Annotated in this window: 2 protein-coding genes; both read left to right on the forward strand. The window is 75.0% G+C overall.

Features of this window, described 5'->3' with window-relative positions:
* Nucleotides 1-6: 6 nt before the first annotated feature.
* Entirely contained in the window at nucleotides 7-16533 is a 16527-nt protein-coding gene (locus ACH35V_RS39685) for an SDR family NAD(P)-dependent oxidoreductase (RefSeq protein WP_395980046.1), read from the forward strand.
* A gap of 184 nt (nucleotides 16534-16717) precedes the next feature.
* On the forward strand, nucleotides 16718-17587 hold the full coding sequence (locus ACH35V_RS39690) for a proline iminopeptidase-family hydrolase (protein ID WP_395980047.1): 870 nt from the start codon (nucleotides 16718-16720) through the stop codon (nucleotides 17585-17587).
* Nucleotide 17588: the final 1 nt, after the last annotated feature.

A 17588-nucleotide genomic window follows, 5' to 3' on the forward strand; every position in this document is an offset into this window, starting at 1 on the left:
GCGACGATGCCTGAAACCGACGAAAAACTCCTGACGGCACTTCGGGCGTCGCTGAAGGAGACCGAACGTCTGCGGGCACGGCACCGCAAGCTCACGGCCGAGCTGCGCGAGCCGATCGCGATCGTGGGCATGGCGTGCCGCTACCCCGGCGGCGTCACCTCGCCCGAGGACCTGTGGACCCTGGTCGCGGACGGCGTGGACGCGCTGTCGGGCTTCCCGTCCGACCGCGGCTGGGCCCCGGACCTGTACGACCCGGAGCCGGGCCGTCCGGGCAAGAGCTACGTGGAGCGAGGCGGGTTCCTGCACGATGCGGCCGGTTTCGATCCCGGCTTCTTCGGGGTCGGCCCGAACGAGGCGTTCATGATGGACCCGCAGCAGCGGCTGCTGCTGGAGGTGTCGTGGGAGGCGCTTGAGCGGGCGGGCATCGACCCGGCGTCGTTGCGCGGCAGCGCGACCGGTGTGTTCGCCGGGATGATGTACCACGACTACGCCTACAACAACAGCACGGGTTCGGTGGCCTCCGGCCGTATCTCCTACACCCTCGGCCTGGAGGGCCCGGCGGTGACGGTGGACACCGCATGCTCGTCGTCGCTGGTGGCGTTGCATCTGGCGGTACAGGCGTTGCGTTCGGGGGAGTGTTCGCTGGCGTTGGCGGGCGGCGTGGCGGTGATGGCGACGCCGGATGCGTTCATCGAGTTCAGCCGTCAGCGCGGCTTGGCTCCGGATGGTCGGGCCAAGTCGTTCGCGGCCTCGGCGGACGGCACCTCCTGGGGCGAAGGCGCCGGGATGCTGCTGGTGGAGCGCCTGTCTGATGCCCAGCGCAACGGTCACCCCGTGCTGGCTATCGTGCGGGGCAGTGCAGTCAACCAAGACGGTGCGTCCAACGGTTTGACTGCGCCCAACGGGCCGTCGCAGCGTCGCGTGATCGGCCAGGCGCTGGCGAACGCCCGGCTGGCCGCCGATCAGGTCGACACGGTCGAAGCGCACGGCACCGGCACGGCCCTGGGCGATCCGATCGAAGCGCAGGCGCTGCTGGCGACCTACGGGCAGAACCGTCCCGAGGGGCGTCCGTTGTGGCTGGGGTCGATCAAGTCGAACATCGGGCACACCCAGGCCGCTGCCGGGGTGGCGGGGATTATCAAGATGGTCGAGGCGATGCGGCACGGCGTCCTCCCCGCGACCCTGCACGTAGACGAGCCGACCCCGCATGTCGACTGGTCGGCTGGTGATGTGGAGCTGCTGACCGAGCCGCGCGACTGGCCGGCGGACGGGCGTCCGCGCCGCGCCGGGATCTCCTCCTTCGGGATCAGCGGGACCAACGCGCACGTGATCATCGAAGAGCCCGAGACCGAGTCCGAGCCCGCGGCGGAGCGGGAGGCCGAGCCGTTGCCCGCCGTGCCGTGGACGCTGTCCGGGCGCGGGGAGGACGGGCTGCGCGCGCAGGCCCGGCGGCTGGCGGCGTTCGTCCGGGACCGTGCGGAGCTCGACCCCCTGGACGTGGCGTTCTCCCTGGCCACGACGCGCGCCGTCCTCGAACACCGCGCGGTGGTCGTGGGCGCGGACCGCGACGCGCTGCTGGCGGACCTGGACGCTCTCGCCGAAGGCGCGCCCGGCCGCGATGTCGCGCGGGGAGTCGCCGCTCCCGGCCTGACCGCGTTCCTGTTCTCCGGGCAGGGCGCGCAGCGCGTCGGAATGGGCCGCGAGCTGCACGAGACGTTCCCGGTGTTCGCGGACGCCTTCGACGCCGCCTGCGCGGAGTTCGACAAGCATCTGGACACGCCGCTGCGGCAGGTCGTCTGGTCCGAGGCCGAGCTGCTCGACCGGACGGCCTACACGCAGGCCGGGCTGTTCGCGGTCGAGGTGGCGCTGTTCCGGCTCCTCGACTCCTGGGGCGTCCGTCCCGACTTCCTGGCCGGTCATTCGATCGGCGAGCTCGCGGCCGCGCACGTCGCCGGGCTCTGGTCGCTGGAGGACGCCGCCACCCTCGTCGCCGCGCGCGGACGGCTGATGCAGGCGCTGCCCGCCGGCGGTGCGATGGCGGCCGTGCAGGCGTCCGAGGACGAGGTGACGCCGCTGCTGGACGCCGCCGCCATCGACATCGCCGCCGTGAACGGCCCGGAGTCGGTCGTCGTCTCCGGAGCCGAGAGCGCCGTGGCCCGCGTCGTCGACGAGTTCGCCGCGCGGGGCCGCAAGACGACCCGGCTGCGCGTCTCGCACGCGTTCCACTCGCCGCTGATGGAACCGATGCTCGACGAGTTCCGCCAGGTGGCGGAGAGCGTCGCCTACGGCACGCCCGCGATCCCCGTCGTGTCCGACCTCACCGGCCGGACCGCGACGCCCGAGGAACTCGCCGCACCGGACTACTGGGTGCGGCACGTCCGGCACGCGGTGCGGTTCGCCGACGCCGTCCGGCACCTGGAGGACGAAGGCGCGACACGGTTCGTCGAACTCGGCCCGGACGGAGTGCTGACCGCCCTGGCGCAGGCCGCGCTGACGGCGCCGGACGGCATCGCGGCGGCCATGCCCGCGCTGAAGGCCGACGTCCCCGAGGCCGCCACGCTGCTCTCCGCGATCGGCGCGCTGCACGCGACCGGCGCCGGCGTGGACTGGACGGCGCCGCTTGCGGGACGCGGCGCCCGCCGGGTGGACCTGCCGACCTACGCGTTCCAGCGCGAGCGGTTCTGGCTGCTGGAGCGGCCGGGCGCGGCGGACGCGGCGGCCCTCGGCCTCGGCCCGCTGGAGCATCCGCTGCTCGGCGCCGCGGCCGTTCTCCCGGACGCGGGCGGCGCGGTGCTGACGGGGCGGCTGTCGGCCGACTCCCAGCCGTGGCTCGCCGACCACCGGATGCTGGGCAGCGTGGTGCTGCCCGGGACCGCGTTCGTCGACCTCGCGATCCACGCGGGCGACCTGCTCGGCTGCGGGACGCTGGAGGAACTGACGCTGCAGGCTCCGCTCGTCCTGCCCGAGCACGGCGACATCGCCGTCCAGGTGGTCGTGGAGGCCGCCGACGACGAGGGCCGCCGGGTGGTGGGCGTCCACTCCCGGGCCGACGACCGGATGTGGGTGCGGCACGCCACCGGCGTGCTCGCGGACGGCGCCCCCGAACCGGCGTTCGACCTGGCCGTGTGGCCGCCCGAGGGCGCCGCGCCGGTCCCGGTGGACGGCGCGTACGAGCGGCTGGCGGACGCGGGCTACGGCTACGGCCCCCTGTTCCAAGGGCTTCGCGCGGTGTGGCGGCGCGGCGGCGAACTGTTCGCCGAGATCGCACTGCCCGAAGAGGCCCAGGAGGACGGTTTCGGCGTGCACCCGGCGCTGCTGGACGCGGTGCTCCACGCCGGGCTGGTCGCCTCGGACGGCGCGCACGACGACGACGGCGGGATGGTGCTGCCGTTCGCGTGGAGCGGGGTGCGGCTGCACGCGTCGGGCGCCACGTCCGTCCGGGCGCGGCTGACGCCCGCCGGCGCGGACGGGACGGCGGTGCTGCTCGCCGACGAGTCCGGCCGGCCGGTGCTGAGCGCCGACTCGCTCGTGTCGCGGCCCGTCCAGGCCGAGCGGTTCACGAGCGGGGCGGCGGGCCACCACGACTCGCTGTACCGGCCGCACTGGACCCCCGTCCCGACCGGGCCCGGCGATCAGGACGCGCCCGCCGCCCCGTCGTGGGCGCTGTGGGACGACCTGAACGACCTGGACGACGACGCCGCAGACGTTCCGGAGACCGTCGTGCTGCCCGTCGACGGCGGGACGGCCCGCGACGTCCGCGCCGCCGTGCACCGGGTCCTCGACGTGACGCGCTCATGGCTGGACGGCGACCGGTACGCAGGCTCGCGGCTGCTGGTGCTGACGAGCGGCGCGGTCGCGGTGACCGGCGACGACCTGTCCGACCTCGCGGGCGCGGCGGTGTGGGGCCTGCTGCGGTCCGCCCAGGCGGAGCACCCGGACCGGATCGTCCTCGTGGACTCCGACGACCCCGCCGACCCGTCCGCCGCGGTCGCGGCCGCGGCGGCTGCGGGCGAGCCGCAGGTGGCGCTCCGGGACGGGCGCGGGCACGTGCTCCGCCTGGCCCGCGTCCCGGCCCACCCCGGCCCGGCCGACCCCGGCGGTCCCGGGACGGCGTCCGCCACCCCGGTGCTGGACGGCGCCGGAACCGTGCTGATCACCGGCGGGACCGGCGGCCTCGGCGCGCTGCTCGCCCGGCACCTGGTCACCGAACGCGGCGTCCGGCGGCTGCTGCTGACCAGCCGCCGCGGCATGGACGCGCCCGGCGCCGCGGACCTGGCCGCCGACCTGCGCGTGCTGGGCGCCGACGTCACGGTCGCCGCCTGCGACGCGGCCGACCGCGACGCGCTGGCGGCGCTGCTCGGCGGCCTGCCCGCGGACCGCCCGCTGACCGGCGTGATCCACGCCGCCGGAGTCCTGGACGACGCGACGTTCACCGCGCTCACCCCCGAACGCGTGGACGCCGTCCTGCGGCCCAAGGCGGACGCGGCCTGGAACCTGCACGAGCTCACCCGCGACATGAGCCTGTCCGCGTTCGTCCTGTTCTCCTCGGCCGCCGGCGTCCTCGGCACGCCGGGACAGGCCAACTACGCCGCCGCGAACGCCTTCCTGGACGGCCTCGCCGCCTACCGCACGGCCCGCGGCCTGCCCGCGCAGTCGCTGGCGTGGGGCCTGTGGGCGGCGGACGGCAGCGCCATGACCGGCGCGCTGGACGGCGGCGACGTCCGCCGCATGGCCCGCTCGGGCGTCCGGGCGCTGCCCGCCGACGAGGGCCTCGCGCTCTTCGACGCCGCGTCCCGGTCCGCGGAGCCGCTGCTCGTGCCGATCGGGCTGGACGTCAAGGCGCTCGCGGGCGCCGGCGACGACCTGCCGCCCGTGCTGCGCGACCTGGTGGGCGGGCGCTCCCGCCGCCGGGCCGCGTCCGCCGCCGGGGCCGGCGCCGCGCTGCGGGACCGGCTCGCGGCGCTGCCGGAGCCTGACCGGCGCCCCGCCCTGGTGGACATCGTCCGGACCCAGACCGCGCTGGCCCTCGGATTCGACGGGCCGCGCGCCATCGACGCCGTCCGCGCGTTCCGGGACCTCGGCGTCGACTCGCTGTCGGCCGTCGAGCTGCGCAACCGGCTGAACCAGGCGACCGGCCTGCGGCTCCCCGCGACGCTCGTCTTCGACCACCCGACCCCGGACGTCCTGGCCGGGCACCTCCTCGACGAACTGTCCGGCGGCGACCCGTCCGGCGCGGTTCCCGCCGTGACCGTCCGGGCGCCGGTGGACGACGACCCGATCGCGATCGTCGGGATGGCGTGCCGCTACCCCGGCGGCGTCACCACCCCCGACGACCTGTGGCGGCTCGTCGCCGGAGGCGTGGACGGCGTCTCCGGCCTCCCGTCCGACCGCGGCTGGAACCTGGCCGGGCTGTTCGACCCGGAGCCCGGCCGTCCGGGCAAGAGCTACGTGAACCAGGGCGGCTTCCTGGACGACGCGGCCGACTTCGACGCGGACTTCTTCGGCATCAGCCCCAACGATGCCTGGCTGATGGACCCGCAACAGCGGCTGCTGCTAGAGGTGTCGTGGGAGGCGCTTGAGCGGGCGGGCATCGTTCCGGCGTCGTTGCGTGGCAGTGCGACCGGTGTGTTCGCCGGGATGATGTATCACGACTACGCCTACAACAACAGCACGGGTTCGGTGGCGTCCGGGCGGATCTCCTACACCCTCGGCTTGGAAGGCCCGGCGGTGACGGTCGACACCGCGTGTTCGTCATCGCTGGTCGCTTTGCATTGGGCCGTCCAGGCGTTGCGCTCGGGTGAGTGCTCGTTGGCATTGGCCGGTGGCGTCGCGGTGATGGCCACTCCAGAGACATTCGTGGAGTTCAGCCGCCAGCGCGGCTTGGCTCCGGACGGCCGGGCCAAGTCGTTCGCGGCCTCGGCGGACGGCACCTCCTGGAGTGAAGGCGCCGGGATGCTCCTGGTCGAGCGCCTATCGGACGCCCGCCGCAATGGTCACCAAGTGTTGGCGATCGTGCGGGGCAGCGCGGTCAACCAAGACGGTGCGTCAAACGGTCTGACCGCGCCGAACGGGCCGTCGCAGCGTCGCGTGATCGGCCAGGCCCTGGCCACCGCTGGCTTGACCACGAGTGATGTGGACGCGGTCGAGGCGCACGGCACCGGCACCACGCTGGGCGATCCGATCGAGGCGCAGGCGGTGTTGGCGACCTACGGGCAGAACCGTCCCGAAGGGCGTCCGCTGTGGCTGGGGTCGATCAAGTCGAACATCGGGCACACCCAAGCCGCCGCCGGTGTCGCGGGGATCATCAAGATGGTCGAGGCGATGCGCCACGGCGTCCTGCCCAAGACGTTGCATGTGGACGAGCCGACCCCGCACGTCGACTGGTCGGCGGGCGCGGTGGAGCTGCTGACCGAAGCGCGCGACTGGCCGGTCAACGGGCATCGGCGCCGTGCCGGGATCTCCTCGTTCGGGATCAGCGGGACGAACGCGCACGTCATCATCGAAGAACCAGAACCGGCAGACGACATCGCGGAGTCCGGCGACGATTCCGGCGGCGTCGTGCCCTGGGTCGTCTCCGGCAAGTCCGCCGAGGGACTGCGGGGGCAGGCGGAGAAGCTGCACGCGTACCTGGTGGAGCGTCCGGAGCTGTCGCCGGTGGACGTGGGCTTCACGCTCGCGACGTCGCGCGCCGTCCTCGATCAGCGCGCGGTGGTCGTGGCGGGTGACCGGGCCTCCGGGCTGCGCGGGCTGGCGGCGGTAGCGGCGGGCGAGTCCCGACCGGACGCGCCCACCGGAACCGTCTCCGCCGGCTCGACGGCGTTCCTGTTCTCGGGTCAGGGCGCGCAGCGGCTCGGGATGGGCCGCGAGCTGTATGCGGCGTTCCAGCCCTTCGCGGACGCGTTCGACGACGCGTGCGCGGCGCTGGACGAGCACCTGGACCGGCCGCTCCGCGACGTGATCTGGTCGGACGCCGAGCTGATCGATCAGACGATGTTCACGCAGGCCGGGCTGTTCGCGGTGGAGGTGGCGCTGTTCCGGCTCCTCGGATCCTGGGGCGTCCGCCCCGACTTCCTGGCCGGGCACTCCATCGGCGAGATCACGGCCGCGCATGTCGCCGGGGTGTGGTCGCTGCGGGACGCGGCGACGCTCGTGGCGGCGCGCGGACGGCTGATGCAGGCGCTGCCCGCGGGCGGCGCGATGGCGGCCGTCGAAGCCGCCGAGGACGAGCTGACACCGCTGCTGGACGCCGAGCCCCGCGTGGCGATCGCCGCGCTGAACGGGCCCCGGTCGGCCGTGATCTCCGGAGCGGAGGACGCGGTCGCGCAGATCCAGGCCGATTTCGAGGCCCAGGGGCGCAGGACGACCCGCCTCCGCGTCTCGCACGCCTTCCATTCGCCTCTCATGGACCCGATCCTCGACGACTTCCGCGCCGTCGCCGAAGGGCTCGCCTACGCGGCTCCGTCCGTGCCGATCGTCTCGGGTCTCACCGGCAGCGTCGCGACAACGGACGAACTGACGTCGCCGGAGTACTGGGTGCGGCATGTGCGGGAGGCGGTCCGGTTCGCCGACGCCGTCGCGCGGCTGGAGTCCGAGGGCGTGACGCGGTTCGTCGAGGTGGGGCCGGACGGCGTCCTGACGGCGATGGCGCAGGGCTGCGTGGCCGACCCGGCGGAAGCCGTCCTCGTCCCGGTCCTTCGCCGGGACCGGGCGGAGGAGCCGGAGGTGTTCGCGGCGCTCGGTGCGATCCACGCGCACGGCGCCGCCGTGGACTGGTCCGCGATCTTCGCGGGACGGAACGCGCGCCGGGTGGACCTCCCGACCTACGCCTTCCAGCGGCGGCGCTACTGGCTGGACGCCCCGGCGCTCTCGGGCGACGTGTCGGCGCTCGGCCAGGTCGCCGCGGAGCATCCGCTGCTGGGCGCGGCCGTGGCGCTGCCGGACTCGGACGGCGTGGCGCTGACGGGCCGCCTGTCGGCGGGCGCGCAGCCGTGGCTCGCCGACCACGAGGTGCTCGGCAACGCGCTGCTGCCCGGGACGGCGTTCGTCGAACTGGCCGTCCGGGCCGGGGACCAGGTCGGCTGCGACGTGCTGGAGCGGCTGACGCTGCTCGCGCCGCTGACGCTGCCCGAGCACGGCGGTGTCGACGTCCAGGTCGTGGTGGGCGCCGCGGATGAGGACGGCGCCCGTCCGGTGAGCGTCTACTCCCGCCGCGGCGACGCCCCCGACGACCTTCCGTGGACGCGCAACGCCGACGGCGTCCTCGCCGCGGCCGGCCCGGCGCCGGAGGCCGAAGCGTCCGACCTCGGGGCATGGCCGCCCGCCGGCGCGACGGCCGTGGACGTCGACGGCGTCTACGACGACCTCTCCGGGCGCGGATTCGGCTACGGGCCGGTGTTCCAGGGGCTTCAGGCCGCGTGGCGGCGCGGGGACGAGCTGTTCGCCGAGGTCGCGCTCCCGGAGGAGGCACGGGTCGAGGCCGGCGGTTTCGGCGTCCACCCGGCGCTCCTCGACGCCGCGATGCACGTGATGCTCATCAGCGGCAGCGGCAGCGGCGACGACGACGGCCAGGAAGCGGTCCTCCCCTTCGAGTGGAGCGGGGTGCGGCTGCTGGCCTCCGGCGCCTCGTCGGTCCGCGTCCGCGTCACGCCGGCCGGTGACGGCGGTGTGGCCCTGACGCTGGCGGACGAGTCCGGGGGCGCGGTGCTGTCCGTGGACTCGCTGGTGACGCGGCCGGTGCCGGCCGGGCAGCTCGGCGCCGCGGACGGGCCGGGCGCCGACTCGCTGTTCCAGGTGACATGGACGCCGCATCCGCTGGACGACGCGTCCGGAGCCGGCGCGTCCGGAGCCGGGGACGGCTGGGCGGTCGTCGGCGCGGACGGCCCGGACCGGCTCGGCCTCGACGCCGGGACCGCGCATTTCCCCGACCTCGCCGCGCTGGCCGAGGCCGCCGGGTCCGGGCATCCGATCCCGGACGTGGTGGTGTGGTCGTGCGCGCGGCGGTCCGGCGACGTCCCGGACGCGGTCCGCTCGGCCACGCATGAGGCCCTGGACGTCGTGCGGACCTGGCTGGCCGATGCGCGGTTCGGCTCGTCCCGGCTGGTGGTGGTCACGCGCGGCGCGGTCGCCACCGCCCAGGGGGAAGGGCCGGACGATCTCGCCGCCGCGTCCGTGCGCGGCCTGATCCGCACCGCGCAGACGGAGAACCCGGACCGTTTCGTCCTGCTGGATCTGGACGAGGACGAGCCGCCGTCCGGCCTCATGCCGGCCGTGATGCGGGCCGACGAGCAGGAGCTCGCGGTGCGGGCCGGAGAGGCGCGCGTCCCGCGCCTGGCCCGAGCCACCGGCCCCGGCCCCGGCTCCGGCGCTGGACCCTGGACGGCGGACGGGACGGTCCTGATCACCGGCGGCACGGGCGGTCTCGGCGCGCTGGTGGCGCGGCATCTGGTGGCGGCGCACGGCGTCCGGCGCCTGCTGCTGACCAGCCGCCGCGGCATGGACGCCCCGGGCGCGGCGGAGCTGCGCGCGGAGCTCGCGGCGGCGGGCGCGGACGCCGACGTCGCCGCGTGCGACGTGGCGGACCGCGACGCGGTCGCCGGGCTCCTCGCGCGGATCCCGGCCGAGCACCCGCTCACCGGCGTGATCCACGCGGCCGGGGTGCTGGACGACGGCGTGGTCTCGGCCCTGACGCCCGAGCGGATGGACACCGTCCTGCGGCCCAAGGCCGACGCCGCGTGGCATCTGCACGAGCTGACCGCGGACCTGGGCCTGTCGGCCTTCGTACTGTTCTCGTCCGTCGCGGGGACGCTCGGCGGCGCGGGGCAGGGGAACTACGCGGCGGCCAACGCGTTCCTGGACGCGCTGGCCGAGCACCGCCGCGCGCGGGGGCTCGCCGCCACGTCGCTGGCGTGGGGGCCGTGGAGCGGGACGGACGGGATGGCGGGCCGCCTGGACGACGCGGACGCCGAGCGGCTCCGGCGCTCCGGCATGCCGCCGCTCGCACCGGACGAGGGCCTCGCGCTGCTCGACGACACGCTCCACGCGGACACGGCCGTGCTCGTGCCGGTCCGGCTGGACCTGGCGCTTATGCGGACGTTCGCGGGTTCGGGCCTGCTGCCGCCGATGCTGCGCGGCCTGGTCCGGGCTCCCGCCCGGCAGGCGGCGCGGGGCGGCGGCGCGTCGGCGCTGCGCCGCCGGCTCGCCGGGCTGGACGGCCCGGAACGCGAACGCGTCCTCCTCGACCTGGTGCGGACGCAGGTCGCCGCCGTCCTCGGGCACGACGGCACCGCGTCCATCGAACCGGACCGGGCGTTCAGCGAGCTGGGCTTCACGTCGCTGTCGGCGGTGGAGCTGCGCAACCTCCTCAACGCGGCGACCGGGCTGCGCCTGCCCGCCACCCTGGTCTTCGACCATCCGAACGCGCGCGCCGTGGCCCGCCACATCGAGGGCGAGGTCCTCGGCGCGGACGACGACGCCGCGCTCCCCGCGGCGGCCGGCGCGGCGGCGGGCGACGATCCGATCGCCATCATCGGGATGGCGTGCCGCTACCCGGGCGGCGTCTCCAGGCCGGACGACCTGTGGCGCCTGGTGTCCGCGGGCGTGGACGCGGTGGCGCCGTTCCCCCGCGACCGCGGCTGGGACATCGACGGGCTCTACGACCCCGAGCCCGGCAAACCGGGCAAGACGTATGCGGCGGAGGGCGGGTTCCTCTACGACGCGGCGGACTTCGACGCCGAGTTCTTCGGCATCTCGCCGCGCGAGGCGGAGGAGACCGACCCGCAGCAGCGGCTTCTGCTGGAGACGTCCTGGGAGGCGTTCGAGGACGCCGGCATCGACCCGTCCGTGCTGCGGGGGAGCGCCACCGGTGTGTTCGCCGGGGTGATGTATCACGACTACGCGGGCGGGGCCAACGCGGGGAGCATCGCGTCGGGCCGCGTCTCTTACACGCTCGGGCTGGAGGGCCCGGCCGTCTCGGTCGACACGGCGTGCTCGTCGTCGCTGGTTGCGCTGCATCTGGCCGTCCAGGCGCTGCGTTCGGGCGAGTGCTCGCTGGCGCTGGCGGGCGGCGTGACGGTGATGGCGACGCCCGGGACGTTCGTGGAGTTCAGCCGCCAGCGCGGCCTGGCGGGCGACGGGCGCAGCAAGTCGTTCGCCGCCGCCGCCGACGGCACAGGCTGGGGCGAGGGCGCCGGGATGCTGCTGGTGGAGCGGCTGGAGGACGCGCGCAGGCACGGCCATCCGGTGCTGGCGATCGTCCGGGGCAGCGCGATCAACCAGGACGGCGCGTCCAACGGTCTGACCGCGCCGAACGGGCCGTCGCAGCGGCGCGTGATCCGGCAGGCGCTCGCGAACGCCGGGCTGGGCCTGGACGACGTGGACGCGGTCGAGGCGCACGGCACCGGCACCACGCTCGGCGACCCGATCGAGGCGCAGGCGCTGCTCGCGACGTACGGGAAGGACCGTCCGGAAGAGCGGCCGCTGTGGCTGGGGTCCGTCAAGTCCAACATGGGGCACACGCAGGCGGCTGCTGGCGTCGCCGGGATCATCAAGATGGTCGAGGCGATGCGGCACGGCGTCCTGCCCAAGACCTTGCACGTGGACGAGCCGACACCGCACGTGGACTGGTCGTCGGGAGGCGTCCGGCTGCTGACCGAGGCGCGCGAGTGGCAGGTGGAGGGGCGTCCGCGCCGCGCCGGGGTGTCCTCGTTCGGGATCAGCGGGACGAACGCGCACGTGATCCTCGAAGAGCCCTCGGCCCCCGCGCCTGCCCCCGTGCCGGGCGCACCCGGGAACGAGGACGGGGCAGGCGCGCCGGGCGTCGTCCCGTGGGTGGTGTCCGCGAAGACCGCGGGCGCGGTGGCGGGTCAGGCGGAGCGGCTGGCCGCCCTCGTCCGGGCCGATGAGGGGCTCGGCGCGCTGGACGTCGCGCACGCGCTCGTCACGTCCCGGGCCGTGTTCGCGCATCGCGCCGTCGTGCTCGCCGAGGACCGCGAGGCCGCGCTCGGCGCGCTCGCCGACCTGGCCGCCGGGCGGGAGTCCGGCGTGGTGGTCCGCGGCGTCGCCCGCGGTGCGGCGCGCCCGGCGTTCGTGTTCCCCGGGCAGGGCTCGCAGTGGGCGGGCATGGCCGTGGAACTGCTGGAAACGTCCCCGGTCTTCGCGGCGCGGCTGGCGGAGTGCGCCGACGCGCTGCGCCCCTACACCGACTGGGATCTGTTCGACGTCCTCCGCGGCGACGGCACTCCGCTGGAACGGGTGGACGTCGTCCAGCCCGTGCTGTGGGCGGTGATGGTCTCGCTGGCCGAGACGTGGCGCGGGTTCGGCGTGCAGGCGGAGGCCGTCGTGGGCCACTCCCAGGGCGAGATCGCCGCGGCGTGCGTGGCCGGGGCCCTGACCCTGGACGACGGCGCACGCGTCGTCGCGGTCCGGAGCCGGATCATCGGCGAGGGCCTGGCGGGCAAGGGCGGCATGCTGTCGGTGGCGGCTTCGGCCGACCGCGTCACCGCCCTGCTCGAAGGCTACGGCGGCCGGCTGGAACTGGCCGTGGTGAACGGGCCCGGCTCGGTCGTCGTGTCCGGCGACGTCAGCGCGCTGGAGGAACTGCGGGCGGCGCTGGACGGGGACGGCGTCCGCGTCCGCGTCATCCCGGTGGACTACGCGTCGCACTCGATGTTCGTCGAGGGCATCCGCGACCGGATCCTCGCCGAGCTGGACGGGCTGTCCCCGCGCTCGGTGAAGACCGGCTTCTACTCCACGGTCACCGGCGGGCCCGTGGACACCGCGACCCTCGACGCCGAGTACTGGTACGCCAACCTGCGCAACACCGTCCGCTTCGAGGACGCGACCCGCGCGCTGCTCGCCGACGGGTTCGGCGCGTTCGTCGAGGCGAGCCCGCACCCGGGCCTGCTGGTGGGCCTCGGCGAGACCCTGGACGCGGCCGGCGCGAACGCCGTCGCGGTCGGCTCGCTGCGCCGCGGCGAGGGCGGCCTCGCGCGGCTGCTGGCATCGCTCGCCGAGGCGTTCGCCGGCGGCGTCGACGTCGACTGGAACGCCGTGCTCGGCGGGCGGCCCGGCCGGGCCGTGAAGCTGCCGACGTATGCGTTCGAGCGCCGCCGCTACTGGGCCGACGCCCCGGCCGGGACCGGCGACGCGACGTCCCTGGGCCTGGACGCGCCCGACCATCCACTGCTCGGCGCCGCACTCGCCGCACCCGAATCGGGCGGCGTGACGCTCACCGGCCGGCTGTCGGCCGCGGCGCAGCCGTGGCTCGCCGACCACGCCGCCGGCGGTGTCGTGCTGTTCCCCGGCGCGGGCTTCGTGGAGCTGGCGATCCGCGCGGGCGACCAGGCAGGCTGCGGACGCGTCGAGGAACTGGCGCTGGAGGCGCCGCTGGTGCTGCCGGAGGACGGCGGCGTCCGCGTCCAGGTCGTCGTCGGCGCCGAGGGCGACTCGGGCGAACGGCCGGTGTCGGTGTACTCGCGGCCGGACACGGACGAGCCGTGGACCCGCCACGCCGCGGGCGTCCTCACCCCCGCGGGCCCCGAACCGGAGCCCTCGCCCGCGCAGTGGCCCCCCGCTGGCGCCGAACCCGTGGACGTCACCGACCTTTACGACGGTCTCGCCGTGGCCGGGCTTGAGTACGGTCCGGCCTTCCAGGGGCTGAGGGCCGCGTGGCGGCGCGGCGACGAGGTGTTCGCCGAGGTCGCACTCCCTGAAGACATGAATGTGGAGGGTTACGGCCTGCACCCCGCCCTGCTGGACGCGGGCCTGCACGCGATCGCGCTGACCGGAGTAACCGGCGACGGGATCCTGCTGCCGTTCGCGTGGTCGGGCGTGGAGCTGTTCGCGTCGGGCGCGTCAGCGCTGCGGGTGCGGGTCGCGCCGGCCGAGAACGGCGCGGTGTCCCTCCGGCTCGCCGACGTCACCGGACGCGCCGTCGCGTCCGTGGACGCGCTCGTGCTGCGGGCCGTCCCGGCCGACCGGCTGGCGGCCGCCGCCGGATCGCGGTTCCACGACTCGCTGTTCCGGCTTGACTGGCTCCCGCTGCCCGCTCCGGGCCCGGCCGCCGCGGCCCCGCCGGAGTGGGCGGACTGGGACACGCTGGACGCGGACGCGGCCGTCCCGGAGATCGTGGTGCTGCGCGTCACGGGCGGACGGGATGCGGCGGCCGTCCGGCCCGCCGTCCACCGCGTGCTGGACGTGCTGCGGCCGTGGCTGGAGGAGGAGCGGTTCGCCGCGTCCCGGCTGGCCGTCGTCACCTCCGGCGCGGTTGCCGTGACCGGCGCGGAGGAGGTCACCGACCTCGCGGGCGCGGCGGTGTGGGGCCTGGTCAGGTCCGCGCAGTCGGAGGACCCCGGCCGGATCGTGCTCGCGGACGTTCCCGAGCCCGCGGCCGGGCTCGACGAGGTCCTCACCGCCCTCGCGTCCTCGGGCGAGCCCCAGGTCGCGCTACGGGACGGCGAGTTCCACGCGGCGAGGCTGGCACGCGTCCCGGCAGGCCAACCCGAACCGCCCGAAGAGGCTGAGGCCGCCGACGCCGATGGCGCGGTCTTGGTGACGGGTGCTTTGGGTGCCTTGGGTGGTGTGGTGGCTCGGCATCTGGTGGCCGGGCGTGGTGTGCGGCGGTTGCTGCTGACGAGCCGTCGCGGCGCCGACGCGCCGGGTGCGGCGGAGTTGCGCGCGGAGTTGGAAGAGCTGGGCGCCGAGGTGGAGGTCGCCGCGTGTGATGTGGCCGACCGGGAGGCGCTGGCGCAGCTCCTGAACGGCCGCCGCCTCTCGGGCGTGGTGCACGCGGCCGGAGTCCTGGACGACGGCATGATCTCGTCGCTGACCGCCCAGCATGTGGACACCGTCCTACGTCCGAAGGTCGATGCGGCCTGGAACCTGCACGAGCTGACACGCGACATGGATCTGTCGGCGTTCGTGCTGTTCTCGTCGGCGGCCGGTGTTCTTGGGACGCCGGGCCAGGGCAACTACGCCGCGGCCAACGCGTTCCTGGACGCTCTCGCCCACCACCGCAGGGCCGAGGGCCTGCCCGCGCAATCGCTCGCCTGGGGGTTGTGGGCCGCCGACGACAGCGGCATGGCCGGGCAGCTCGACGACAGCGAACGCCAGCGGATCGCCAGGTCCGGCGTGGACGCGCTGCAGCCCGACCGGGGACTCTCGCTGCTCGACACGGCGGCCGCGCTGGACGAGGCCGCGCTCGTCCCGATCAAGCTCGACCTCAGGGCCCTCGCCTCCGTGCCCGAGCCGCCGCACCTGTTCCGCGGGCTCCTGCCGCGGTCCCGGCGCAGCGCGTCGGGGGCGCGGGCGGACGCCGAATCGCTGCGCGAGCGCCTCGCCGGGCTCCCGGCGGAGCAGCAGGAACGCGAGCTGCGGGACCTCGTCCTCGCCTACGCGGCCGGGGTGCTCGGGCACAGCGGCCCCGACGCCGTCGACCCCGAGCGCGACTTCCTCGAAGCGGGCTTCGACTCGCTGACCGCGATGGAGCTGCGCAAGGGCCTCAACGCCGCGACCGGGCTGCGGCTGCCCGCGATGGCCGTCTTCGACGCCAAGAACCCCGCCGAGCTGGCCCGGCACGTCCGGGCCCGCCTCGCCGCCGAGCTGGGCGGCGACGCGACCACGGCGCCCGGCGGCGCGGCGGACCCGGCAGGACCCGGCGCCGGGACCCCGGCGGACGGCACGGACGCCGCGGACCGCACGGACGGCGGCGACACGCTGAGCGACCTCTTCCGGTCGGCCGTCCTCTCCGACAACGTCGTGAAGGGGTTCTTCATGCTTCATGCGGTCGCGGACACCAGGCCCAGGTTCTCCTCCGCCGCGACGGCGCCGCCCCTGGCGCCGGTGAAGCTGGCGGACGGGCCCGCGCGCCCCCGCCTGATCTGCGTCTCGACGCCGATGGCCGTGGGCGGCGTCCACCAGCACGCGCGGCTGGTCTCCCACTTCCAGGGGGAGCGGCACGTGTCCGCGCTGCCGCTGCCCGGGTTCGCGCCGGGCGAGAGCCTGCCCGAGTCGGCGCCCGTCATGACCGAGGCGGTCGCGGAGAGCGTCCTGCGGGCCGCGGACGGGGAGCCGTTCGTCCTGCTCGGCTACTCCTCCGGCGGGCTCGTCGCGCACATGGCGGCCCGCCACCTGGAGAAGGCGGGCGCCGGGCCCGACGGCCTCATCATGCTGGACACCTTCCGCGTCGGCGACGCGGCGATGAGCGCCGGGCAGAAGCCGCTGGCCCTGGCCCTGCTGGAGATGGAACCGGCGTTCGGCCGGTTCGACAGCGCCCGGCTGTCCGGGATGGGGTACTACGCCAAGCTGCTCCTCCACTTCGCGCCCGCCCGCCTCGCCGCGCCGGTCCTGTTCGTCCAGGCCACCGAGGCGTTCATACCCGTGCCCGCGAACGACCCCGAGGCCGGCGACATGCTCGCGGCGCCCTGGGACCCCGCGCACACCCTCCGGACGGTCTCCGCAAATCACTTCACGCTCATCCAGGACCACGCGGAGACCACCGCGCAGATCATTCGGGAGTGGCTCGCCGACCGGGGATAAGGGGCCCCGGGATAGGGGGTCCCGGAGGACTTACAGGGGGTTTCTGGGAGTGGCCCCTCTACTACCGTCGTTTTCAGTGCCCTGATCGCCGATCCAACCGCGACGGGAGTATGCCGACGCGGCGGCGTGATCCGAGCTGATCGAGGTGGTGGACATGTCATTGGCGCCCAGTGCCAAAGGAACCGTGCCATTCGGCGAATATGAGACCTGGTATCGCGTCACGGGGGAGCCGGGCACGGGCCCGGCGCTCGTCGTCGTGCACGGCGGGCCCGGAAGCTCCCACGACTATCTGCTGGGTCTCGCCCGGCTCGCCGACCGCGGCCGGCCCGTCGTCCACTACGACCAGATCGGCAACGGAGGCTCCACCCACCTGCCGGACCGCGGCGCGGACTTCTGGACGGTCCGGCTGTTCCTCGACGAGCTCGACAATCTGCTGACCCGGCTCGGCATCGCCGACGACTACGTCCTGTTCGGGCAGTCCTGGGGAGGAATGCTCTCCGCCGCGCACGCCGCGACACGTCCGGAAGGGCTCCGCGGCCTCGTCATCGCCAATTCTCCCGCCTCGTATCCGCGGTGGCGGGAGGCGATGAAGGAATTGCGGGACCGGCTTCCCGACGGCGTCGACGCGACACTCCGCCGCCACGAGGAGGCGGGCACCACCGAAAGCGACGAATACCTCGAGGCGATGACCGTTTTCTATGACCGGCACCTTTGCCGGGTACGGCCGTGGCCGCGCGAATTGACGGCGACATTCATGGAGATCCAGAACGACCCGACCGTCTACGGCGTGATGAACGGCCCCAGCGAGTTCCACGTCGTCGGCACGCTGCGCGACTGGTCGGTCGAGGACGGCCTCGCCCGCATCGCGGCCCCGACCCTGGTGCTCTCCGGCCGCCACGACGAGGCGACGCCCGCGACCGTCCGCCCGTTCGCCGACCTGATCCCGGACGTCCGCTGGGAGCTGTTCGAGGAGTCGAGCCACTCGCCCCACCTTGAGGAGCCCGACCGCTTCCTCCGCGTCATGACCGGATTCCTGGACGAGATCGGGGGCTGAG

It is taken from the genome of Actinomadura sp. 1N219 (assembly GCF_044326405.1).
Lineage (GTDB): Bacteria > Actinomycetota > Actinomycetes > Streptosporangiales > Streptosporangiaceae > Spirillospora.